General features: G+C 74.3%; 16 protein-coding genes. 10 read left to right on the top strand and 6 right to left on the bottom strand.

Annotated elements, in window-relative coordinates; translation table 11 throughout:
• Positions 1 to 465: 465 nt before the first annotated feature.
• Genes GTY84_RS23930 through GTY84_RS23900 form a run of 7 tightly spaced genes read left to right on the top strand, consistent with a single transcriptional unit; the run spans position 466 to position 4,361 of the window.
• A complete protein-coding gene (locus GTY84_RS23930; protein WP_161228447.1) occupies positions 466 to 978 on the top strand; it encodes a methylated-DNA--[protein]-cysteine S-methyltransferase in 513 nt (170 codons plus the stop codon).
• Positions 979 to 1,027: 49 nt separating this feature from the next.
• Positions 1,028 to 1,519 carry a sigma-70 family RNA polymerase sigma factor gene (locus GTY84_RS23925; protein ID WP_161228446.1) on the top strand — a complete coding sequence of 164 codons (492 nt, stop codon included), beginning with the start codon at positions 1,028 to 1,030 and terminating at the stop codon, positions 1,517 to 1,519.
• 5 nt (positions 1,520 to 1,524) lie between these two features.
• Complete coding sequence (locus GTY84_RS23920; RefSeq protein WP_161228518.1) at positions 1,525 to 2,133, top strand: methylated-DNA--[protein]-cysteine S-methyltransferase; 609 nt, start codon at positions 1,525 to 1,527, stop codon at positions 2,131 to 2,133.
• Positions 2,130 to 2,870, top strand: coding sequence for a 2OG-Fe(II) oxygenase (locus GTY84_RS23915; protein ID WP_161228445.1), 741 nt, complete (start codon positions 2,130 to 2,132; stop codon positions 2,868 to 2,870). The genes GTY84_RS23920 and GTY84_RS23915 overlap by 4 nt, the downstream gene beginning before the upstream one ends.
• Positions 2,867 to 3,181: an Ada metal-binding domain-containing protein gene (locus GTY84_RS23910; protein ID WP_345943511.1), complete on the top strand. Its 315-nt coding sequence runs from the start codon at positions 2,867 to 2,869 to the stop codon at positions 3,179 to 3,181. Before GTY84_RS23915 ends, GTY84_RS23910 begins: the two co-directional genes overlap by 4 nt.
• Positions 3,169 to 3,693, top strand: coding sequence for a hypothetical protein (locus GTY84_RS23905; RefSeq protein WP_161228443.1), 525 nt, complete (start codon positions 3,169 to 3,171; stop codon positions 3,691 to 3,693). Before GTY84_RS23910 ends, GTY84_RS23905 begins: the two co-directional genes overlap by 13 nt.
• Positions 3,690 to 4,361, top strand: a complete 672-nt coding sequence (locus tag GTY84_RS23900) for an alpha-ketoglutarate-dependent dioxygenase AlkB (protein ID WP_161228442.1) — start codon at positions 3,690 to 3,692, stop codon at positions 4,359 to 4,361. Before GTY84_RS23905 ends, GTY84_RS23900 begins: the two co-directional genes overlap by 4 nt.
• 618 nt (positions 4,362 to 4,979) lie before the next feature.
• On the opposite strand, the gene GTY84_RS23895 is transcribed toward GTY84_RS23900, so the two are convergent.
• The 6 genes from GTY84_RS23895 to GTY84_RS23870 form a co-directional block, all read right to left on the bottom strand.
• Complete coding sequence (locus GTY84_RS23895) at positions 4,980 to 5,996, bottom strand: LacI family DNA-binding transcriptional regulator (RefSeq protein ID WP_202551662.1); 1,017 nt, start codon at positions 5,994 to 5,996, stop codon at positions 4,980 to 4,982.
• A 211-nt stretch (positions 5,997 to 6,207) separates the two neighbouring features.
• The gene (locus GTY84_RS23890) at positions 6,208 to 7,638 is read right to left on the bottom strand and encodes an MFS transporter (protein WP_161228440.1); all 1,431 of its coding nucleotides are present in this window, start codon (positions 7,636 to 7,638) and stop codon (positions 6,208 to 6,210) included.
• Positions 7,639 to 7,723: 85 nt separating this feature from the next.
• Positions 7,724 to 8,719: an asparaginase gene (locus GTY84_RS23885; RefSeq protein ID WP_161228439.1), complete on the bottom strand. Its 996-nt coding sequence runs from the start codon at positions 8,717 to 8,719 to the stop codon at positions 7,724 to 7,726.
• Positions 8,720 to 8,790: 71 nt separating this feature from the next.
• The gene (locus GTY84_RS23880; protein ID WP_161228438.1) at positions 8,791 to 9,705 is read right to left on the bottom strand and encodes a polysaccharide deacetylase; all 915 of its coding nucleotides are present in this window, start codon (positions 9,703 to 9,705) and stop codon (positions 8,791 to 8,793) included.
• 194 nt (positions 9,706 to 9,899) lie between these two features.
• On the bottom strand, positions 9,900 to 10,838 hold the full coding sequence (locus tag GTY84_RS23875; protein WP_161228437.1) for a GTP-binding protein: 939 nt from the start codon (positions 10,836 to 10,838) through the stop codon (positions 9,900 to 9,902).
• Positions 10,835 to 11,155, bottom strand: coding sequence for a hypothetical protein (locus tag GTY84_RS23870; protein WP_161228436.1), 321 nt, complete (start codon positions 11,153 to 11,155; stop codon positions 10,835 to 10,837). Before GTY84_RS23870 ends, GTY84_RS23875 begins: the two co-directional genes overlap by 4 nt.
• A gap of 851 nt (positions 11,156 to 12,006) precedes the next feature.
• Here GTY84_RS23870 and GTY84_RS34725 point away from each other — a divergent pair.
• The 3 genes from GTY84_RS34725 to GTY84_RS23855 all read left to right on the top strand — a co-directional run bounded on the left by GTY84_RS34725 (position 12,007) and on the right by GTY84_RS23855 (position 22,021).
• Positions 12,007 to 14,826, top strand: coding sequence for a LuxR family transcriptional regulator (locus tag GTY84_RS34725; RefSeq protein WP_161228435.1), 2,820 nt, complete (start codon positions 12,007 to 12,009; stop codon positions 14,824 to 14,826).
• 878 nt (positions 14,827 to 15,704) lie between these two features.
• Positions 15,705 to 18,857: a LuxR family transcriptional regulator gene (locus GTY84_RS23860; protein ID WP_161228434.1), complete on the top strand. Its 3,153-nt coding sequence runs from the start codon at positions 15,705 to 15,707 to the stop codon at positions 18,855 to 18,857.
• Entirely contained in the window at positions 18,854 to 22,021 is a 3,168-nt protein-coding gene (locus tag GTY84_RS23855; RefSeq protein WP_161228433.1) for a LuxR family transcriptional regulator, read from the top strand. Before GTY84_RS23860 ends, GTY84_RS23855 begins: the two co-directional genes overlap by 4 nt.
• The last annotated feature ends 215 nt before the right edge of the window (positions 22,022 to 22,236 follow it).

Below are 22,236 nucleotides of genomic sequence, written 5' to 3'. Positions count from 1 at the left end.
CTGCGGCAGCGGTCTTGACTGAGGCCGTTTCGCGTGGCCGCGAGCGCCCCCGCCGCGACCAGCGCGACGGCCGTGACCAGCGCGACGGCGCCGACCGGCGCGACGGTCCCGACGAGCGGCCCCGGGCGACGGCCCGTGCCGCCGACGACGAGCCCGCCCGGAGCTCCCGCGACGCGACCCGTCGTGCCGAGGTGGGGCCGGAGATGTTCAGCGTCACCGCGGTCATCGCCGCCTCGGGAACCGCGGCGACGGTGCCGCGCGCAGAGGGGGAGCGAGCGCCCGGGCGAGGACCCGACCACGGTGCGACCGCCGCCCCGAAGACCCGGGGCCCCGCGCCGGGCCGGCCGGCGTGCCGGAGGCCGGTGGTCACCGGCGTGGGGTGACCGTCGTACCACCGGGCCGCAAAGCCCATCTCACGCTCCGGGGTTGGCGTCCGTCTACCAGGGGAGAGAAGAGGTGAGGCGGATGAGTACTCGACACGTCATGGTCGAGACGTACCTCGGACCGATCACGGTCGTCGCCAAGGGCGGGGCGATCAGCGGCCTGTACTACGAGCACCATGTCCGTCGGCCTTCGCCGGAGGCGTTCGGCCCCGAGGCGGATATCGGGAAGGATTTGCTGCTGAACGAGGCGGTCCGCCAGCTGTGCGACTATCTGGCGGGGCGGCGCAGGGATTTCGACCTTCCGCTCGCAGCCGAGGGCGACGCGTTCCAGCACACCGTCTGGGACATCGTGAAGAGCGTCCGGCGCGGGCACACGACCACCTACGGCCGGATCGCGGAGCAGGTCGGGGACCGTTCTCTCGCGCAGAAGGTCGGGCAGGCCGTGGGCGCGAACCCGCTGTGCGTCTTCGTCCCGTGTCACCGCGTCGTCGGCTCCACCGGCGCTCTGACCGGGTACGCCGGCGGGCTGAAGCGCAAGCAGGCACTGCTGGAGCTCGAAGAGCCGCCCGCGAGTGACGCCGGACGGTTGTTCTGACCGGGAATCTCACGTTTGTCACCGCTCGCACGTCTTCCATGGGATGGACATGAAACAACCGTTCGAGAGTGTGGTGGCGCAGCACGGCGCGACCGTACTGCGCGTCTGCCGGGTCGTCCTCGGCCCGCACGACGCGGACGACGCGTGGTCGGAGACCTTCCTGGCCGCCATGCGCGCCTACCCCGATCTGCCGGAGACGGCGAACGTGGAGGCGTGGCTGGTGACGATCGCGCACCGCAAGGCGATCGACGTGCTGCGGGCCGCGAAGAGGAATCCCCTGCCGGTCGACGAGCTGCCGGAAGCACCGGCGGGGCAGGAGGCCACCGGTGCCGAGGCCGCCGGCCTGTGGTCCGTGGTGAAGGAACTGCCCAGCAAGCAGCGCCAGGCCATCGCCTACCGGTACGTGGCGGGACTGGCGTACGCCGAGATCGCGGAGATCCTCGGCGGCACCGTCGAGGCGGCCCGGAGAGCCGCCGCGGACGGACTGAAGAATCTCAGGAAGCACTATCCGGGCGCGATCACGAAAGGAGCATCGTCGTGAGCGGCATGCGCAACGATGACGACACGGCCGTCCTGCTGTCGGCACCTGTGGACGCCGGTACCCTCAGCCGTCTCCACCGCCGTCTGGAGCAGGCCGCGGAGCAGGCCGAACTGATCGATGTCGCCTACACGACCATCGACTCGCCCGTCGGCAGGCTGCTGCTCGCCGCCACCCCGAAGGGGCTGGTCCGCGTGGCGTACGACGGTGAGGACCACGACCGGGTTCTGGAAGCCCTCGGCCACAAGCTCAGCCCGCGGATTCTGCGCGCGCCCAAGCGGCTGGACGAGGCGGCCCGCGAGATCGACGAGTACTTCGCCCGCCGCCGCCGGATCTTCGACGTGCCGCTGGACCTGTCCCTGTCGCACGGGTTCAGGCGCCTGGTGCAGACACACCTGCCCGAGATCGGGTACGGGCAGACCCGCAGCTACCGCGACATGGCCGAGCTCGTCGGCAACCCCAAGGCGGTGAGGGCGGTGGGCACCGCCTGCGCGACCAACCCGCTGCCGATCGTCGTCCCCTGCCACCGCGTGCTGCGCACCGACGGCACCCTCGGCGGCTACGTCGGCGGACTCGCCGCCAAGACCACACTGCTGGACCTGGAGGCCACCGTATGAACACCACGACAGCGACCGGCGCGAAGACGGACCGCTGGCACCGGCGTGTCCAGTCCGGCGACTGGAAGGCGATCACCGCGGAGGTGGACGAGTACGGCGGCGCCCTGCTGCCGCAGTTGCTGACCCCGCAGGAATGCGCGGAGACCAGGGAGCTGTACGAGCAGGACGACCTGTTCCGCAGCACTGTCGACATGGGCCGCCACCGCTTCGGCGAGGGACAGTACCGCTACCTCGGCACGCCGTACCCGGAACCGGTCGAACGGCTCAAGCAGGCGCTGTACCCGAAGCTGCTCCCCATCGCCCGCGACTGGTGGGGCAAGCTCGGCCGGCCCGCTCCCTGGCCCGACTCCCTCGACGAATGGCTGCGGATGTGCCACGACGCCGGGCAGACGAAGTCCACGGCGATCCTGCTGCGCTACCGGGCGAAGGACTGGAACGCCCTGCACCGCGACCTGTACGGGGACCTCGTGTTCCCGCTGCAGGTCGTCGTGAACCTCAACGAGCCCGGCGTGGATCACACGGGTGGCGAGTTCCTGCTCCTGGAGCAGCGCCCGCGCGCCCAGTCGCGGGGCACCTCCACCCTGCTGCCGCACGGTCACGGATACCTGTTCACCACCCGTGACCGTCCGGTCAGGTCCGCCCGGGGATGGTCGGCCGCACCGGTCCGTCACGGTGTGTCCGCCGTCCGGTCCGGCGAGCGCACCACCCTCGCCCTCGTCTTCCACGACGCCGCGTGAACGACGCACACGAGCAACGCGTGAACGACACGGCCAGGACGTACTCCCTGCTGGGGGCCGACGGGCGGTCCCACCGGTCTCCCTCCAGGGGCCGGTGGGGCGGCCACCGGGGCTCGAAGATCTACGGGCGGCTCGACTGCCCCGCCGCCCTGCACGCCATCGCCCGTGGCGGCTACGTGAGGCACCGGGTCTTCTTCGCCGACGAGGCCACCGCCGTCGCCGCGGGGTTCCGGCCGTGCCGCGCCTGCTGCGAGGACCGCTACCGGCGGTGGAGGACCGCCCGGGAGGAAGGCCGGCCATGGACCCCCTGACCAGCCCCCTGCTGAAGAGTCCGGCGCGCCACGACGCGGACCCGGCGGTCACCCGCGCCGAGGTCGCCGCCCTCGTCCGTCTGGCCCTCGCCCGCCGCGCCCGCACCATCGCGATCGGCTCCGGCCGCACCCCGCGCGCGCTGGAGACCACGCGGCTGATCGCGTCGGCCTGGGAGCGTGCGGGAGGCATCGCTCTCGCCACGGTCACCTGGCCCGAGACCGCGGCCTCCTGGCTGCGCCACGCGTCACGGTTCACCGACGCCGACCCTGATCTGTGGATGATGACCGGACCTGCGACCGGCTGGGCGCAGATGACCCGGCGGCTGCTGTGGTCGACGCCCTGGCGCCCCGAGCGCACCCTGGCGACCGCCGCGATCGGCGATCCGCGCACGCTCGCGCTCGTCGGCCCGGTCAACCTGAACGGCCTGGCCGGCACCACTGCCCACGGCACCACCTGGCGCGTCGAGGACGACGCCTTCCACTACCCCGTACACACCCAGGAGGGGCCGTGACAGCACTGTTCACCCCGCGGCTACTCGGCCGCGACGCCAGAGAGGTCACGCCCGGCGCCGTCCACGTGCCGGACTGGCTGACCCTGGAGCAGCAGCGCTGGATCAGCGCCCAGTTCCACGACTGGGCACGGGGTCCGGTCCCCCTGCGTGCCGCGGCCGTCCGGGGACACCGGATGTCCGTGCGCACCGTGTGCCTGGGCTGGCACTGGCAGCCGTACCGGTACACGCGAGCGGCCACCGACGTGAACGGAGCCCGTGTCCTCCCGTTCCCCGACTGGATGATCCGGCTGGGACGCCGTGCCCTCCGGGCAACCGGGCACGACACGGCCACAACCGGCTCGTACACACCCGACACCGCGCTGGTGAACCACTACGGCGCCGGCGCCCGTCTGGGGATGCACCAGGACAAGGACGAGAAGTCACGTGCACCGGTCGTGTCGTTGTCGATCGGCGACAGCTGCACGTTCCGCTTCGGCAATACCGAGAACCGGACGAAACCCTATACGGATCTGCTGCTGGCCTCCGGTGACCTCTTCGTCTTCGGTGGGCCCGCCCGCCTCGCCCACCACGGTGTGACCAGGGTGCACCAGGACACCGCCCCCGCGGAGTGCGGCCTCAGCGGCGGCCGGATCAACATCACGATGCGCATGACCGGGCTCGACGGGTGAACGCATGACACAGCGGACCGCCCCCGCCGCCCCCGGCGTCGTCGTCGGGGCAGGCGGGGCCTGCCGAGTTTGAACTCGTCGCGCGGGAGCGTTCCTTCCGCGCAGGCGGAGCGGCGGCGGGGCTGTTCCGCCTGCGCGGCCAGTCACGAAGAGGGCCCCACGGCGGTCAGGCGGAAGCCTCAGGTCCGAGGTCCCGGCGCCCCTCCGCCCGGGCCGCTGCGTCTCGCCGGAGACCACGTCCGCGACCTGACGACCGGCACCGCCCGCATCGCCGCCACCAGCCCGGCCGGCGTACCGACCTCCGCCACCCCCCTCGACGCCGTCATCAGCCCGGAAGGGCGGACAGCCCTCCACTCGCTGTCCACGCCCGGCGCGCCACCCGACAACCACACACACATCTGGAGCTCTACGCCCGCAACCTGCGCACGGGCACCGTGAAGCTGGTCAGCACCCCGCTTCTGTCCACCACTCGGGGACCGGTCCCGCCACCCGGCCTGTTCCTGCGGGTCCGCTGCGGGAACAGACGCGGGCAAGTGGCCAGGCCACGATTGCACCCGTCGTGAGCCGCACGGCGGCCGGCAGGGCCGCGGCCAGGAACGGATCGGGGGAGAAAGGGGATCAGGCGAGGTGCACCGAGAGCGTCGACTCCCGTGGACTCAGGGTCGGCTCCAGCAGGACCGACTCGATGTCCTTGCCCGCGATGACGTCGCTCAGAAGACGGGCGCCGATGTCACCCATGTCCTTCATCCGCGACTTCACCGACGTCAGGGGTACGGGCAGGAACTGCGCGATGGGGATGTCGTTGTAGCCGATGATCGCGATGTCGCGTCCGGGGACCCGGCCGTGCTCCCGAGCGGCTCCCATGGCACCCACGGCGGCGAAGTCGTTGATGGCGAACAGACCCGTCAGCTCGGGATGCCGGGTCAGGAGCAGGTTCGCCGCCTCGTAACCGCCTTCGGCGTTCGACGCCGAGGGCTGGACGCAGGTGTCGGGAACGGGCACCCCTGCGGAGAGGAAGCGCTCCACGAATCCGTGGGTCCGCTCCACGCAGGTACTGGCGTAGTCCGGCCCCGCGATCACCGCGACGGACCGGTGCCCGAGGTCCAGCAGATGCTGGCCGGCGAGCTGCCCGCCGCGGATGTCGTCCGTGCTCACCGACGGATGGCCCCGCAGCCGACGGTTGACCAGCAGGTACGGCACTTTCTGGCGCTTGAGTGACTGGACCAGCTCGTCCCCGTCCAGCCGGGCGTCGCCCACGATGAAGCCCTCGACCCGCTTGGTCAGCAGCCCGTCGAGGCGTTTCATGCGCAGTTCGACGTCGTCGTTGGAACTGCTCACGACCGTCGTGTAGCCGATGCCGTGAGCCGCCTCGTCGGCACCCTCGAAGATGCGTGCGAGGACGTAGTCGGTCAGCCGGGGCATGATGACCCCCAGTACACCGCTGCGCCGTGTGCGAAGGGACGCCGCGGCGGGATCCGGGCGGTAGCCCATCTCCTCGGCGATGGCGCGAACGCGCTGAACCGTGTCGTTGCTCACCCCGGCCGACTTCGGCGCGAGGGCGCGGGACACGGTCGACACGTGGACTCCTGCTCGCTTGGCGATCTGCGAGAGCGTCACCGGCTCGGAGGGGGGCACGTCACCGCCTTTTCCACGTCTGCTGTTGTGCGACACCATTGTATGCGTCGCTGCACAGGCCAGGTCCAGGGCCCTCCGGAAGAGCGAGCGGGTGGCTTCAAGGAGAGCGGGAGACTGAAGGGGGCGGGGTGAGCGGGTGCGGGGCGGGCCGGTGTCCTCGCTGTCCGGGGAAGCGAGGACACCGGCCCGCCGGCTCGTGGCGGCCCGGACGTCAGGCCGTGGACGCCGACGGCGCGGACGAGGGACTGTGAGCACTCATGCCGCTGAGGGGCTTGACGTTACGGGCGAAGAGGATGGCGACGGCCGACAGCAGGATCGGCACGCAGCCCCAGATGAGCCCCGCCCGGATCCAGGCGTCAGCCTGTTCGGCGGCGCTCGAACCCGCCGCCGACAGGGTCGCCGTGAAGAGCGCTCCGCCGATGATGGCTCCCACCTGGCCGAGAGCGTTGATGAACGTGCTCGCGGTACCGCGGGTTTCGACGGGGAAGGACTCGCTGTTGAAGAACAGCATGGCGGAGTACGGGCCGATCAGGAAGAACGTGCCCACCGCGTAGGCCGCGACCAGCAGGCCGAAGTTGCCGTTCGGTCCGAGGACCATGACTGCGAAGCACAGGGAGGAGACGAACCAGCCGAAGGAGATGGTGGTGCGACGGCTGATCCGGTCGCCCAGCCAGCCGTGGAACAAGTAGCCGAGGAAGCCCGCCAGATTGGAGACGATGAGGACCTGGAGGGCGCTGGTGAAGGAGATCTCCTTGCCGTTGACCAGGATGAGCGTGCCCTGGAAGGCGAACGCCAGGATGCCCACCCAGTTGAGCAGGAACGCGATGGACAGGGTCAGTGTGGCCCGTCGTGACTCCCCCTGGAACAGGGCACGCACGCCGGCCTGCGGAGCGGACTCCTTCTGCCCGGTGAGATGGGCGAGTTCCGCGGCATCCGCCGTACGGCCCTGGGCACGCAGTTCCTCGATGCGGCGCTTGGCCTCGAAGACGGGGCTCTCCTTGAGCCTGCGCGCCGCGAGCGGTATGAGGAGGGCCGGGAAGACGGCGACCACGAAGCACAGTTCCCAGCCGCCGATGGGTTCGAGGATCTGGATGGAGATGGCCGCGATGACGGCACCGATGGGCCAGCCGCCCTGCACGAACGCGTAGAGCAGACCGCGGCGCCGCATGGACTTCTCGTCGGTGTAGACGTGGGCGTACATCTCGTTCAAGTACGTGGCGTTGACTGCCTGTTCGCTGTAGCCGACACCGGCCAGCGATCGGATGACGATCAGCAGGACGATGCCGGCCAGCCCGATCGCTCCGGCCGCGTAGCCGCCCAGCCAGGTGAGCAGGGACGCGACCGCCGCTCCGACCACACAGCCGATGATGCCGGCCCGCCGTCCGAACCGGTCCACGAAGGGGCCGACCAGGAAGGCGACGAGAGCGGTGCCCGCGGTCACCCAGGTGTTGACGCCGGTGGCCTTCGCGCTGTCCCAGTCCAGGTCACCGCTGATGACGGGGAGGAGGTTGGCGAAGAGGATGAAGTCGTAGACGGCGAACGTCCACGCCAGGAAGCAGATGACGGTGGCTCGGCGTACATCGGTGAGCGTCACGCTGGATCTGATGCGTTCGGCTTCCGCCGCCATGGTGAGCGTGGGCATGGCACAGCTCCTTGCTGCACCCGTGGGTGCGCATGGGGACAGATGAGTTTCCCCCGGGGGAACGGCGCTGCCGGACGGACCGGAACTACAGTGCCGTGTCGAAGCGCTCCTTGATGTCCGGGCGCTGGGCGCCCGACGCCAGGAGGCAGATGAGCAGCAGCCGTGCCTTCGCCGCGTCGAAGGCACGGCCGCTGGTCAGTCCCCGGTCGAGGAGGTCACGTTCGGAACCGGGGAACGCGTAGGTGGACTCGTACAGCTCGCCGCCACCGGTCCGGGTCACCATGACCACGGGGATGCTCTCGTTGACCGAGGCCAGTGACTCGACGATGGTGCTGGGGACGTGGCCCCCGCCGAACACTTCCACGATCAGACCGTCCAGCCCCTCGACGTGGTGGGGCCGGAGTGGAGCGGAGCCCAGCCCGATCTTGGTGATCCCTACCGTGGGGAGCGGTCTGGTGAACCGGGCCGGCCGCAGCGGCGCGGGGTAGCCGCTCGGCGCGAGGGGAATGCGTACGCGGTCCTCCGTCACCCAGCCGATGGGTCCGGCGTGGGGCGAGCGGAAGGCAGCCACATGGGAGCTGTGGGCCTTGCGTACGAATCGCGGCAGGTGGACCTCGTCCGCGAAGACCACGACAGGGCCGAGGCCGGCCGCCGACGGAGAAACGGCCACGCGGATCGCGGCGAGGAGGTTGGCCGGGCCGTCCGCTCCCGGCAGGGACGGGTTACGCATGGCGCCGGTGAGAACGACCGGTCGGCCGATCGGACCGAGAAGGAGTTCCAGGAGGTAGGAGGTCTCCTCAAGGGTGTCCGTTCCCTGGGTGACGACGAACCCGTCGAGTTCGTCGGCCCGTTCCCGGATCAGTTCCGCCAGCTCGATGATGTCGTCGAGGGAGAGATCACCCGAGGCGTACTGACGGAACGACTTCACCGAGATGTCCGCGAGACCCGCGGCGGCCGGCACGGACGCCAGGAGCTCGGCCGGGCCGAGCCGGGGCACGGCTCCTACTCCGTCCGCGGCCGCAACCGACGCGATCGTGCCGCCGAGAGTGACGACGAGCAGGCGGGGGAGGGAACTGGACACAGTGAAATCCTTCGCGGTGTGGATCGAAGCCTGCCCAGGCCCGGGGCAGACGTGGCTACGGGGGCCGAGGATCAGTCCAGATCCCGGTCGAACGGATAGCGGCTGTTCTCGGCGAAGGGGAAGCGGGCACGGAAGTCCTCCGCGACGTTCTCGAACGTGTCGAAGGTGACGCCTTCGTGGCCCTGGATGTGCTCGATGAGCCGCTCCAGCATCAGCAGCACCTGGGGACGGCCGGAGACGTCGGGGTGGATGGTGATGGGGAAGATGGCGTAGTCGTACTCGCGGTAGACCCAGTCGAACTGATCGCGCCACATCTCCTCGATGTCACGCGGGTTGACGAAGCCGTGGCTGTTGGGACTGCCCTTGATGAACATCATGGGCGGCAGGTCGTCCACGTACCAGTTGAAGTTGATCTCGACGAGGTCGATCTCCTTGCCGCGGACGAGCGGCTTCATCCAGTGGTCGGCGGGCTTGCTGAGGTCGATCTTCGTCCAGGTGTCGCCGGTGCGGGCGTAGAACGGCTGGAAGTCGTGGAACGCCTGGCTGTGGTCGTACCGGAACCCGTTCTTGAGCAGCAGGTCGGTGGTGACCGTGGACAGCTCGCACCAGGGGGCGATGTAGCCGCGCGGACGCAGGCCCGAGAACTTCTCGATCAGCGAGATCGACTTGTTGAGGACGTCCTCCTCCTGCTGCGGGCTCATGAGGATCGGGTTCTCGTGGGAGTAGCCGTGGGCCGCGAGTTCGTGGCCGTCGGCGACGATCTGCTCGATGCGGTGCGGGAAGGTCTCGATGGAGTGGCCGGGGGCGAACCACGTCGTCTTCAGGCCGTACTTGCGGTAGAGCTTCAGCAGACGGGGGATGCCGACCTCGCCGGCGAACATGCCCCGCTGGATGTCGGCGGGGGAGTCCTCCCCACCGTACGAGCCGAGCCAGCCGGCCACGGCGTCGATGTCCGCACCGATACAGACCTTGATGTCCTTGGCCATCTTCTGTCTCCTCTGACCTGGTCGAAGGGTCCGACATGGGAACCCGTTCGCGCTGTGCAAACGATTGCGTTGAGATTATGTGCGACATGGAGGCACGTCAATGGCTCCGGCTGAGCTGCTGGTTGTGATTCGGTAACTACGAGGAACGCGCCACGCCGCAAGGGTCGAGAACCTTTGCGGTCGGCGCCGAACGGTCAGATCGTCGAGCTGCGGACGAAGGCCGCGAGCGAGCGGGCGACGTCCTGCGGGTCCAGGCCGCCGAGGATGAAGACCATCGACTCCCCCTGGCCGGGCTGCGCGGGTACCGGCAGGGCGATGTCGGGTCCCATCGACTGGACCAGCAGGGGCCCGTCAGGGCTGGGCACGACGCCCTTGGTGCGCAGCAGCCCGTCGGGGTGCGCGCGGCTCATGGCGTGCAGCCACAGTGCGTACTGGGCCCAGGAGGTGCCCGGCCGCAGGGACGTCACCCAGGACCGCACCGGTGCCGCGCCCTCGGGCTCGTCGTCGAAGTGCTCGCGTTCGGCCGGAGGAGGGGCGTCGACGGGGCTCTCCACGCCGTGATCGGCGGTCGCGATCGCGCAGGCCGCGTTCAGCCCGCGGACGATGCCGGCCAGCGCGGCCGCGTGGGGGGCGTCGACCAGGTCGGCCCGGGCGAGCACCACCCGGTCGGCGAGGCCCACCTGGGTCCGTGCGGCGGCGCGATGCCGCAGCAGCCGTTCGCCGCCGACGCTGTCCAGTACGACCACGAGGGTGCGCAGGGTCGTGTTGAGCCGCAGGACCGGGTCGTCGGTCAGCAGCCCGGCGAGGCGGCCGGGGCGGGCGAGCCCGGAGGTCTCGACGATCACTTGGAGAGGGGCCGCGCCGCCCTCTCGATGCCGCCGCCGCACCAGTCGCAGCAGGACGCCCCGCAGGTCGTCCAGGCGCTCGCAGCACACGCATCCGCCGACGATCTCCTCGACGTCCACCGCCCCGTCCCCCACCGCGTTGCGCAGCGTGCGGGTGTCGACCCCGTCCTCGGCGAAGTCGTTGACGATGAGCACGTCGGCGGCGTCCGGGCTGTCCCGCAGGCGTTGCTCCAGCCAGGTCGTCTTGCCCGCGCCCAGGAAGCCGGAGACGAGCGTGACCTCGATCATGAGGCTTCGGGGTCGGGCGCGGGCCGACTCCGTGCGGCGGCGAGTGCCAGCGGGTCGATCCGGCGGCCGGTCATCACCTCGGCCGCACCGAGGATCTCGTCGAGGCGGGTGACCGTCCGGGTTCTGCCGGTTCCGTTCTGGACGCTCAAGGTCATGCTGCCGGGGGGCGCGGTGACCCTGACGCCCGTTCCGGCCAGCATCTCGGTGGCTGCGGCGGCGAGCTCCGCCCGCGCGCGGCGTCTGGCCGCCAGCGAGTCCGCCACCCCGGCGCCGAACCAGTCGACACCCGTGGCGGACGAACGGCACTGTCCGCACATGGCTTACTCCTTTCGAAAACGATTGCGTGGATGGATGCTAGCTCCCGGGTGGAGCGGGGGCCAGAGGTGAGGCGCCGGTGCGCGTTCGGTGCGGCGGTCGGCCCGCGGGGCCGGCCGGGGTCCTGACCGATTCCAGGAGGAGTCGGGTGACGTCGACGACCTGGATGGACTCCTTCGCCTTGCCGTCGTTCTTCTTGCCGTACCCGAGTCAGAGATCCGTCGGCAGTAGGTGGTGAGCTGCACTGCGTTTCGTGGAGTCCCTGATGCCAGGCTTACGCGGCTGGGTCCGCCGGGCCGAGGCCGGCCGGGGCGAACGCGACGACCGGCTCCTGAAACAAGATCACCGGACTCTGCGAAACCCGGGGACAGCTCACGTGGAACAGTCACAGGTCCGGCGTGCCCCCTGCCGGCCGGGGCCGCGGCCCCGGCCAGGGCGCGGGCGGCCAACCCGGCGGCGGGCAGGACGGCTCCAGGCGGGACAGCACGCAACACCCCGATGGACCGCCGGCCAACAGCTGTCCCCGCACGATAACCCAGCCGGGAGAACCAGAATTGATGGCCGGATACCGGCTGCGCGTGATGCCGCTGTTCCGTGCCGGGCCCGCCGTTCCATGGGAATGGGGGAATTCGACTTTACGGAAAGGCCGAAATACGTGCGGTTTCCCACGGGGCGGGAGGCCCGCGGTGGCATGCGTCTCGGCCAAGGTCCAGTGCATTCTGGCGCAAATCGAGTGGATCGCCCGTAACTTCTCGGAACGCATCCCCTACGATCGCGGTCACGCAGGGACATTCCGGCGTCGTACCGCCGGATGACCGGAGGCGGTTTCGCGAAGGAAGAGGGAAATGCGTTGGTGCTCACCGCTGGAATGGCGCAGCGCCCGGGCCTGACCCCGGACGTCCCCGCCCCCGAACTCGACATCCTGCTGCGCGACGCCGCCGACGCCCGCGCGGGCAGCGCCCGGGCCGTCCTCGTCCGGGGCCCCGCCGGAATCGGCAGGACGCGTCTGCTGGCACTCGCCCGGCAACGCCTGATCGCCGCGGGATGGGCCGTACGGCAGGCCGACGGCACGACGGAGGGCCCCGCCCGCACCCGTACCGTGGACGTACTGCTACCGCCCCCGCCCGGGGCGCCGGCCGGCCCCCGCGACCTCCACCACGACCGCCAGGAGCTCCACGGCCGCGTCCTGGAGCTCCTCGCCGCCGGCCCCCTGGCCCTGCTGGTCGACGACGCGCAATGGTGCGACGAAACCTCCCTGCGCCGCATCGAGTTCATCCTCCGCCACGCCGCCGCCCGGCCCCTGCTCCTGGTCCTCGCACAGCGCACCGACGCCCCCGGCCCCGGAACCCCCGTGCTCGCGGAGATAGCCGCCCGGGGCCGCTGCACCCTCCTCGACCCCGCCCCCCTCAGCGAAGCCGGCATCGCTCGCCTGGCCACCGGGATCTGCGGCCACCCCCCGGACCAGCGGTTCGTCCGGCGCTGCGCCGAACTCACCGGCGGAAACCCGCTGCTGGTCGACCGGGTTCTCACCACACTGCGCACGCTCGGCATCCCACCCCGCGCGGACGCGGTGCACCGGCTGGACGCCGTCCACCGGGGCGTGACGGCCTCCCGGGTCCCCGAACTGCTGGCCGCGGGCCCCCGCCGGGCCCGGCAGGCGGCCACCGCCCTCGCGGTGCTCGGCCAGGCCGCCCCCGACCTGATCGCCGCGCTCTGCGGCCTGGACGTCGGGGCCGTCACCTGCGCCCTGAATGGCCTGCGCCGGATCGGGGCCGTCCTGCCGGGCTCCCCGCCCTCCATGCGCGAGGTCGTCCGCGGCGCGGTCCTCGCCGCGCTGCCCGAGCCCGACCTGCGGGACCTGCGCATCCGCGCCGCCCGGGTCCTCAGCGACGCCGGACGGCCGGCCCCGGAGGTCGCCGAGCAACTCGCCGCGCTGGAGCGGGCCGACGAGCCGTGGATGTTCGCCGTCCTGCGCGACGCCGCCGCCGAGGCACCCACCCGGGCGACCGTCCGGGCGGCCGGCCGCTGGCTGCGCGGCGAGGCCGGCCGCGGCCTCACGGACGCCGAACGCGGCGGCCTGCACGTGGAACTCGCCCGCGCCGCCAGCCGTACCGTCGTCACCCCGGCCCACGCCCTCTGGCACCTGCGTCAGGCCCTGGACCTCACCCCCGACCCGCGCCGGCAGGCCCCCGTCGCCGTGCAGTACGCCATGTTGGCCCTCGGCACCCGCCGGGCCTCCGAGGGCATGCGGTTGCTGGAGCGGGTCCTGGACGGCCTGTCCGGCCTCCCGGACGCCGGAGCCGACCCCGCCTGCCGGGACCTGCGCACGACCGTCGAATCCGCCCTGCTGGCCAGCGCCGTCAACGACCGGACGGCACTGCCCGCCGCCGGCGCCCGGGCCACCGCCCTGCCCGTACCGACGGGGCACGGTCCGGCCGACCGGCGCCTGCTCGCCGCCCTCAGCGCCTTCGCCGCCCTGGACGGCGGATCCGCGGCCCGGGCCACCGCCCTCGCCCGCCGGGCCCTGCGCGCCGACGAGCCCGGCACCGCCGACTGGGGGGTGTTCTGCTCCTCCGCCGTACTCACGCTCGCCGACCGAGTGGACGAGGCCCTCGCCGCCCTGGACCGGGTGCTGTCACCGGCCCAGGACCACCCTCCGCTGTGGCCCCGGCGCGCCGCGCTGGCCGGCCGCTCCCTGATCCTGCACGGCATCGGCGACGTCCCCGCCGCCGCGCGGGACGCCCGGGCCGCCACCGAGGCCGGCGGCCCGGCCGGAGCCCCGCCGCTGGCCCACCTCGCGCTGGCTTCCGTGCTGCTCTCCCAGGGGGAAGCGGCCCGGGCCGGCGCTGTCCTCGACGGACTCGCGCGCACCGCGGGCCACTTGGACCGCACCGTGTGGGAATGGCACCTCTACCTGTACGTCTCGGGGCGGGTCCACCGGGAACGCGGTGACCTCGAAGGGGCGTTGGAGCTGTGGCGGCGGTGCGGGCGCAGCCAGGAGGAGGCGGGCATCGTCAACCCGGTCCTCGCCCCCTGGTGGCTGTCGGCCGCCACCACCCTCGGCAGGCTGGGCCGGGGCGCCGAGTCGGCCGGGCTCGTGGAGACCGCCGTGGCCCGGACCCGGGCCTGGGGCACCCCGCGCGCCCTGGGGCTCGGCCTGGTCGCGGCGGCCTCCGTCGTCGGCGGCCGGGCCCGTACGGACCTGCTGGCCGAGGCCGTGGAGACCCTGTCCGGCTCCCCGGCCCGGCTGGAACTGGCCCGGGCCGAATACCAGTTGGGGCGGGAGCTGCTCGCCCTCGGCGACGCCCGGGCCGCGCGGCGCCGCCTGCGCCGGGCCATCGCACTCGCCACCCGCTGCGGGGCCCACGCGCTGACCGCCACCGCCCGCGACACGCTGGTGACCGCGGGCGGACGCATGCCGCACCTCGCCGTCGCCCCCGTGGACTCCCTGACCCCCAGCGAGCGCCGCATCGCCACCCTGGCCCAGCGCGGCCACAGCAACAAGAAGATCGCGGAGGCGCTGTTCATCACCCCGCGGACGGTGGAGATGCACCTGACCAACGTCTACCGCAAGCTCGACGTTCGCGGACGCGCCGAGCTGCCGCGCGGCCTCGACGCCCGCCCCCGCGCGGCCACGGCCCCCCCGGCCGACAGTGTGCCGTCCCCGCCCTAGGGGGTGCCCGCGATGCCCCGGGCGGGGGGCCGAGCACCTCCGGTACGAGGTCTCGCGCCCCGGCGCACCGAGAGCACGCTCCCCCGAGCTCTCGGCTCCGCTCGAGCAGAGGGGACTCCATGATGTCGCGGGGCCCGGTGGCACCGGCGGACACCGCCCGGGTCGTCCGTACCGGATGCAGCTCTCCGAACCTCTGCCGGAGGAACCGCGCCGCCCTCGAGCCGCAGGGCTTCGGGACCGGCCCGGGTGGGTGGTGGGGACCGCACGCGCCGCTCCACGGGCGGCCGGGCCTTGCGGCTCGGGCCGCCCCGACCCGGCGAGTCGGGTGCCAAGGCACATACGGACCGGGCCGGAGACCCGCCGCCGGGAGCGCCCCGGCGGCACGGGGGAACCCGGGCGGCGGGCGCGAGGGGGGGCGGGGCCGGGCACGTTGCGGCGCCGGCGCGCGGAGCACGGCTGCGCGGTGCGGCCCGGGAGGCCGGGGGCGGGCGAGGTCAGCGGAGCCCGCTCTTCGCCGGCACCGGGGGGACGCGGTGGGCGCTGGGCGCGTTCGGGCGTCGGACGGGGGAGGCACGGATGCGCGGTGTGTTCCGGAGGGCGGGGGCGGATGAGGACCGCTCCGCGGCCGCCCCCGCCGGAGGGGCCGGGCACGTCCCGGCGCCGCTGCTGCCCGGCCCGGGACGGGAAGACCGGGGGCGGACACAGAGGTTCCGCCCCTGCCGGGAGGCCTCCAGCGGCACCCGGGGAGGCCGACGAGCGACGGGAACGCGGGGCGCGCGGCGGCCCCGGTCCGGTCCGGAGCCGAGCCTGAACGAGGACCCCGCCGCGCGGCCCGGCGGGGGAGCCGAGCGACACGACAACGAGGAGGACCGAGCCCCATGCCACGGACGACAGCCGCCCCGCCGGGCCACCAGGACACCCCGCCCGGCACCGGCGGCCCGGCGGCGCCCGTCGGGCGGGACGCCGAAGACCGGCTGCTGCGCGGCCTGCTGGCCGACCTGAGACGCGGCCGGCCCGCGCTCGTCGAGGTCGGCGGACCGCCCGGCATCGGACGCAGCACACTGCTGGGCCACGCTGCGGCCCTCGCCACGGAGGCCGGCGTCCGGGTCGCCGCCGCGGCGGCCTCGCCCGAGGAGACCGGCCTGCCCCACGGAATCGCCGCCCAGCTCCTCAGCCAGCTGCTCCCCGGGGCCAGTCCCGCCGGGCCGGTCCTCCCGTCCGCGTCCGCCCGCCCCGGCGCCGGACACACCACCCGCCCCGACGACCTGTGCGCCACCTCCCTCAGCGCCGCCCGCAGCCGGCCCCTGCTGCTCGTCGTCGACGACACCCAGTGGGCCGACCCGCCGTCGCTGCGCGGGCTCCAGGCGCTGGCCCGGCGGCTGGCCGGGGTGCCGCTGATGCTGCTCACCTCCCGCAACGGCGCCGCCGCGCCCGGTCCGTACGACCGGATCGAGCCCTGCCCGCTGGCCGACGGCCGCTCGGTGGCCCGGCACGTGCTGGAGCTGCCCCCGCTGTCCGCCGAAGCCGTCGGCCGGGTCCTCGCCGACACATGGCCGGCGTCGGTGGACGCCGCCTTCCTGGAGGAGGCCGCCCGCTCCCTCGACGGGAATCCCGCCCTGCTGAAGTCGGTCACCGCCCGGTTCGTCCGGCACGGCTGGACCCCGCGGACCGGCCACCTCGCCGACCTCGCGGAGAGCACGGCGGAGGCCGTCCGGGAGCGCACGGTGCGCACCCTGCCCCTGCTGCCCGCCGAACTCCTCGGCGTCCTGCGCGCGATCGTCGTCGCCGGACCCGACTGCACGCCCGGCCTGATGGAAGCGTTGGCCACCGGCCCGCGGACCCCGGGCACGGGACGGGCCCTGAGCATGCTGTCCGGCACCGGGCTGCTCGCCGACGGCCCCCGCCCCGCCCTGCGCAGCGGGGCCGCCGCGCGGGCCGTCCTCGCCGACCTCGACACGGCGCAGCGGGAGGAGCTGTACGCCCGGGCCGCCGCATGGGCGCACCGGGCGGCCCTGTCCGACCGCGCCGTGACCCGGATGCTGCTGGGCTCCGGCCCCGTCGGCGCCCCCTGGGCGGTGGCGGCCCTGCGCCGCCGAGCCGCCGCGGACCGGGCGGCCGGCCGGCACACCGGGGCCGTCCGGCTGCTGGAACGGGCCCTGCGCGAGCCGGTGCCGGAAGCCCTGCGGGTCCGGCTGCTGACCGAGCTGGCCACCGCCGTGCTCCCCACCCGGCCCGACGCCGCGAGCCGCCATCTGTACCGCGCCCTGGACCCCCCGACGGGCGCGGCCGGACCCGTTCCCGCCGACCCCGGCACGGTACGGGCCCGGCTGCTCGCGGCGGAACTCCTCGTGGCCTGCGGTGACTTACCCACCCCCGCCCGCATCGCCCGGGCCGCCGCCGGGGCGGAGCCGGGCACCGCCGAGCACTCCGGGCTGCGGGCCTTGCACGCGATGGCCGCCGCACTGGGCCGTCCCGACGTGGAGGACGGCTGCGTGCCGCTCCCGGCCGACTCCTGGACCGGTCGGCCCGAGCGGGCCGCCGAGGCCGCCGTGGCCGCATGGCTGACGGCCCGGCGGGGCGAGGACATCGGCAGCGCCAGGGCGCTCGCCCGGGCCGCCCTGGCCCCGGGAGCCCGTGCGCAAGTCCCGCCTGCCGTGCGGGCGGCAGCGGCGCACGCGCTGGTGCTCAGCGGGGACACGGAGGAGGCCCGTGGCGCCCTCGAGGAGGTCCTGGTGTGCGCGGCACGGCGGGACGCCCGGCCCGTCGCGGGCGCGGCGCTGCTCGTCACCTGCCTCGCCGAACTGTGGGGCGGGCGGGACTCCGCTGCCTCGGAGGCCCTCGACCGGTGCGCAGAGCTCATGCCGGCCCGCCTGTGGCACCCCCGGATGGCGCCCGCCCCCCTCGCCCTGCAGGCCCTGCTGGACCTGCGCCGGGGGGACGCGGACGCCGCCGCCCGGGTCCTGGAGACCCGGCTGCCGGTGGCCGCCGAGGCAGGTCCGGCCTGGGCGTACCTCCTCTACGCGCGCGGGCGGGTCCGGCTCGCGGCGGGCGAGCGCGACCGGGCCCTCGCCGATCTGCTGGAGTGCGGGCGCCGACTGCTGGCCCGGGGGGCCGCCAACCCCGCCCTGCTGCCCTGGCGTTCCGCCGCCGCCCGGACCCGTGACCCCGACGACCCCCTGGCGGTGCGGCTGTTGGCCGAGGAACGCCGCCGGTCCCTGGTGTGGGGCTCACCCCTCGCGCTGGCCACGGCACTGGCCCCGCGCCCCGGCGGGGCCAACCCGCCCGGAGCGGCGGCGCGGGCCCGGGGGCGCGCCGCCGGATGGCAGTACCGCCAGGCGCTGGTCGCCCTCGGCACGGCCCCCTTCACCGGGCATCTCACGGTCGACTCCCTCCTGGCCGCCGCCCGGCCCCCGGCGGGCCCCACCCCGCCCCACCCCGCACCGGCATCGGCCGGCCCCCACCCGGTCGCCCCCGGCCGGGGCCCCTCCGGCAGGGGTACCTCCGGCCTTGGTGTCCCTGGCTCGGGAGCCCCTGGCCCTGGTATCCCTGGCCCGACTGCCCCCGGCCTGGACCACCCCGGCCGGGGCACCCCGGGCCTTGGTACCTCTGGCCAGGGCATCCCGGGGCCGGGTACCCCTGGCCCGGGTGCGGCCCCGCGGCCCGAGGCGGCTCGGCACGCGGCCTCGGGTGCACCGGCCCCGGCAGCCCGCCGCGACCCGTGGCCGGACTCGGCCCGGCCCGGCCCGGCACGCCGCACCCCGCGGGGCGTCGGGCGGGGCCCGGCGCCGGCCGGACCCCAGACCCCGTCCACCGGGCACCGGCCGGCACCCGCCCCCCTCACCGACGCCGAGTACCGGGTCGCGGCGCTCGCCGCCGACGGCCTGTCCAACCGGGCCATCGCCGGGGAACTCGCCGTCACCCCCCGCACCGTGGAACAGCACCTGACGAAGACCTACCGGAAGCTCGGCATCCGGGGTCGTCCGCAGCTGGCCGCGGCCCTCGAACGAACCGCTACGGAGGAACCGACGTGAACCCCCTGCTCCACCGCCAACAGGAACTCGACCTGCTCACCGCGGCGTTGGACGCGACGGGCGACGGAGCAGCGGGTGGCGGGTCGCTGACGGTGGTGAGCGGCGGCATCGGCTTGGGGAAGACGGCCCTGCTGCGGGCCCTGCCGGAGCTCGCCGAACGCCGTGGCATCCGCGTCCTCACCGCCAGCGGAGCCCCGCAGGAACAGGCTTTGGGCTTCGGTGTGCTCAGCCAGTTGCTGGCCCCGCTGCTGCCCGCCGCCGGAAGTACCGTCATCGCACCCGGGCATCCGGCCGATTCCCCCGCCGGATCGGGACAGGACGCCGAGCTGCTTGCCCTGGTCGCCGAACACGCAGAACACAAACCGCTGCTCCTGCTGGTGGACGACCTCCAATGGGCCGACGCCGCCTCGCTGCGCTGGCTCGCCCGGCTGGCCGGACGGCTGCCCCGGCTGCGCGTCACCCTGGTCGCCGCCCTGCGCGAAGGGGACCCGGGCGAGGAGGCTCCCGGGCTCCACCACCTCACCGGGCGCGCGGTCTGCTTGCTGCGGCTGCGACCGCTGTCCATCGGGGCCACCGCAGACCTCGTGGGCGCCCGCCTGGGCCGGCCCGTGGACCGGGCCTGCGCCCGCGCCTGCCACGAGGCGACCGGCGGAAACCCCCTGCTGCTCACGGCCACCCTCGACGCCCTGACCGCCGCCCGGCCGGGGGCCTACGAGGAACGGCTGCCCGACGCACAGGACATCCGCGGCATCCGTCCGGACGCGCTGCGTGAACGCCTCGCCGTGGTCCTGCGCGGCCAGCGCCCCCCGGTCTGGCGCTTCGCCTCGGCCCTCGCCCTCCTCGGCGAACCCCCCGCCCCCACGGAACCCACCGCCCCCGAGACCACCGACGGCACCGATGTCACCGGAACCAACCGGGCCACGGGGCACACCGTTTATGCGACCCCCACCGCGCACGACGCGGCCACCTGGCACACGGGGGTCGCCGGGCAGGCCGGGCACGCCGGTCACGTCGGTCACGTCGGGGTCGACGGGCACCCGGAGGTCGCCGGGCATGCCGGGGTCGCGTGCCCCGGGGGGCCCGCGGGCGCCGGGGGATCCGTCTGCCCCCGGGCCGTCGGAGACCCCGCGGCGACCGTGTACGGAGGGACGGCCGGAGCCGCGTGCGCCGGCGCGGACGGAGAGACCGCGTACGCCGCGGACCTCCTGGCCTGCTGGGACGTGGAGGCCAGTGGGGAGGACCCCGCCGCCCGGCTCGCCGGGCTCGACGCCGTCGGCCGGGCCGAGGCGGTGCGGGTGCTGCGGCGGCTCGGGCTGTTGGCGGAGGGCGCCGTGCCCCGGTTCGTCCACCCGGTCGTCGCGGACGCCGTGGAGGAGGCGATGTCCCCCGCCGAGGCCGAGGCCGCCCGCCTGCGCGCCGCCCTCCTCCTGCACCAGGGCGGGCACCCCGCCGAGCGCGCCGCGGCCCAGCTGCTCGCCGTGTCCTCCTGCGGGGAACCCTGGGCGCAGGAGGCGCTCCGGGCGGCCGCGACCGCCGCCCTGCGCCGCACGGACCCGGAGGCCGCGGTCCGCTACCTGCGCCGCGCCCTCCTCCTCAGCCCGCCCGACGGAGCCGCCCGCGCCGATCTCCTCGTCGAACTCGCCACCATCGAGCGCGACTTCGCCCCGAGAGCCGCACTGCGCCACTTCACCCAGGCGCTGCTCCTCCTCCCGGACCCGGCGCGCCGTGCCCGCGTGGCGGGCCGGATACCGCCCTTCCTCCTCGCCGACTGCCCGCCCGCCACCCTCGACACGGTCGCCGGGACCGCCGCCGCGCTGGGCGACCCGGCCGACCTCACCGGCGCCGACCGCCAGAGCGCCCTGCGGCTCGAGGCCCGCCTGCGGCACGCCGCCGTGGCCGGCCCCGCCGAACTCGACGACTCCGCCGCCCGGTTGCGCGCCCTGGGCCCCGTCCCCCCGCTCGACAGCGCCGCCGGCCGGGAACGGGTCACCGTCCTGCTGCACGCGGCCGTCCTGGCCCAGCGGGTCACCGCCGCCCAGGCCGTGCCGCTCGCCGAACGGCTGCTCCAGCACGAGCCGGCCGCCCCCGGCCACGTCCACACCGCCCTGCCCCTGCTGACCGACGTCCTGGTCGCCGCAGACTCCCTCGCCAGCATCGGCCCCTGGCTGCACACCGCCCACGACCGGGCCCGCCGCGACCGTGCCACCGTCCCGCGCGCCCTGACCGCCGTCGAGCTCGCCCACCTCGCCCTGGCCCGGGGCGACCTGGCCCTGGCCCGCGACCACGCCACGGAGGCGCTCGACCTGGGCGCCACCGACTGGGCCGCCCCGCGCGCCCTGGCCGCCGTCTTCCTGGCCGCCCTGGAGGCGCGGGACACCACCTTGTGCGAACGGCTGCTGTCGGGCTCCCCGCCGGACCCCGCCCTCGGCCATCTCCCCTCCCTCAGGCTCCTCGTCCGCGGCTGTGCCGCCGCCCTCCGCCACGACCTGCCGACCGCCCTCGACTGCTACCTCGACTGGGGGCGTACGGCCGAACGGGCCCACTGGCGCAACCCGGCCGTCGCACCCTGGCGTTCCTGGGCCTCCGCGCTCCACTACCGGATGGGCCGGCCCGGCCAGGCCCACGACCTCATGGACGAGGAGTACGAACGCGCCGTCGCCTGGGGCAGCCCGGTCGCCATCGGCCGCGCCCTGCGCGGCCGGGGCGCGATCACCGGGGGAGAACGGGGACTCGCCCTGCTGCGCGACTCCGCCGCCACCCTGGAACGCTCCGCCCACCTCCTCGAACAGGCCCGCACCTCCCTGCTCCTGGGCAGATGGCTGCTGACCGCCGGCCAGGAGGCGGAGGCCGAGCACCGGCTCACCCACGCCCGGGAACAGGGGCTGCGGTGCGGGGCGCCCTGGATCGCCGACCGGGCCGGCCGGGCCCTGCACACCATCGCCGGCCGGCAGGGCGCGGACGCGGTCGCCGCCCTGACCCGCACCGAGCGCCGCGTCGCCGCCCTGGCCGCCCGCGGCACCTCCAACCGGGCCATCGCCGAACGGCTGGAGGTCAGCGCCCGGGCGGTCGAGAAGCACCTCACCCACGCCTACCGCAAGCTGCGCATCGACGGCCGCGCCGAACTGGCCCCCATGGCACAGCTGCTGTCCCAGGAAAGTCCCTGACCCCCCACGGGCGACGGGGGAGGGGAGGGGGCGGCGGGCGCCCGTACCGTACCGAACCGAAGCCCCCCGGTACCGCCCGTAACCGTACCCCCGGCCCCCGCCCACAGGGTTAGCGCGCGCGGGATTGATTTCGTTGACACCTTTCGCCCCGTCTCCCTACCTTCGAGGTGACGCTGTTCGAACTGCGCGGACGGCGGAGTTCGAATGTTCGGCAA

Origin of the sequence: Streptomyces sp. SID8352 (assembly GCF_009862265.1) — a bacterium.
Lineage (GTDB): Bacteria > Actinomycetota > Actinomycetes > Streptomycetales > Streptomycetaceae > Streptomyces.
The sequence above is the reverse complement of the archived record's forward strand: the minus strand, read 5'-3'. Positions and strand labels throughout refer to the sequence as shown.

Bases quoted from the DNA above. Each gene is read 5' to 3' on its own strand.
- GTY84_RS23930 (WP_161228447.1), top strand. From the start codon at position 466: ATGAGTACTCGACACGTCATGGTCGAGACGTACCTCGGACCGATCACG.
- GTY84_RS23890 (WP_161228440.1), bottom strand. From the start codon at position 7,638: ATGCCCACGCTCACCATGGCGGCGGAAGCCGAACGCATCAGATCCAGC.
- GTY84_RS23875 (WP_161228437.1), bottom strand. From the start codon at position 10,838: ATGATCGAGGTCACGCTCGTCTCCGGCTTCCTGGGCGCGGGCAAGACG.
- GTY84_RS23915 (WP_161228445.1), top strand. From the start codon at position 2,130: ATGAACACCACGACAGCGACCGGCGCGAAGACGGACCGCTGGCACCGG.
- GTY84_RS23880 (WP_161228438.1), bottom strand. From the start codon at position 9,705: ATGGCCAAGGACATCAAGGTCTGTATCGGTGCGGACATCGACGCCGTG.
- GTY84_RS23870 (WP_161228436.1), bottom strand. From the start codon at position 11,155: ATGTGCGGACAGTGCCGTTCGTCCGCCACGGGTGTCGACTGGTTCGGC.
- GTY84_RS23905 (WP_161228443.1), top strand. From the start codon at position 3,169: ATGGACCCCCTGACCAGCCCCCTGCTGAAGAGTCCGGCGCGCCACGAC.
- GTY84_RS23925 (WP_161228446.1), top strand. From the start codon at position 1,028: ATGAAACAACCGTTCGAGAGTGTGGTGGCGCAGCACGGCGCGACCGTA.
- GTY84_RS23920 (WP_161228518.1), top strand. From the start codon at position 1,525: ATGCGCAACGATGACGACACGGCCGTCCTGCTGTCGGCACCTGTGGAC.
- GTY84_RS23860 (WP_161228434.1), top strand. From the start codon at position 15,705: ATGCCACGGACGACAGCCGCCCCGCCGGGCCACCAGGACACCCCGCCC.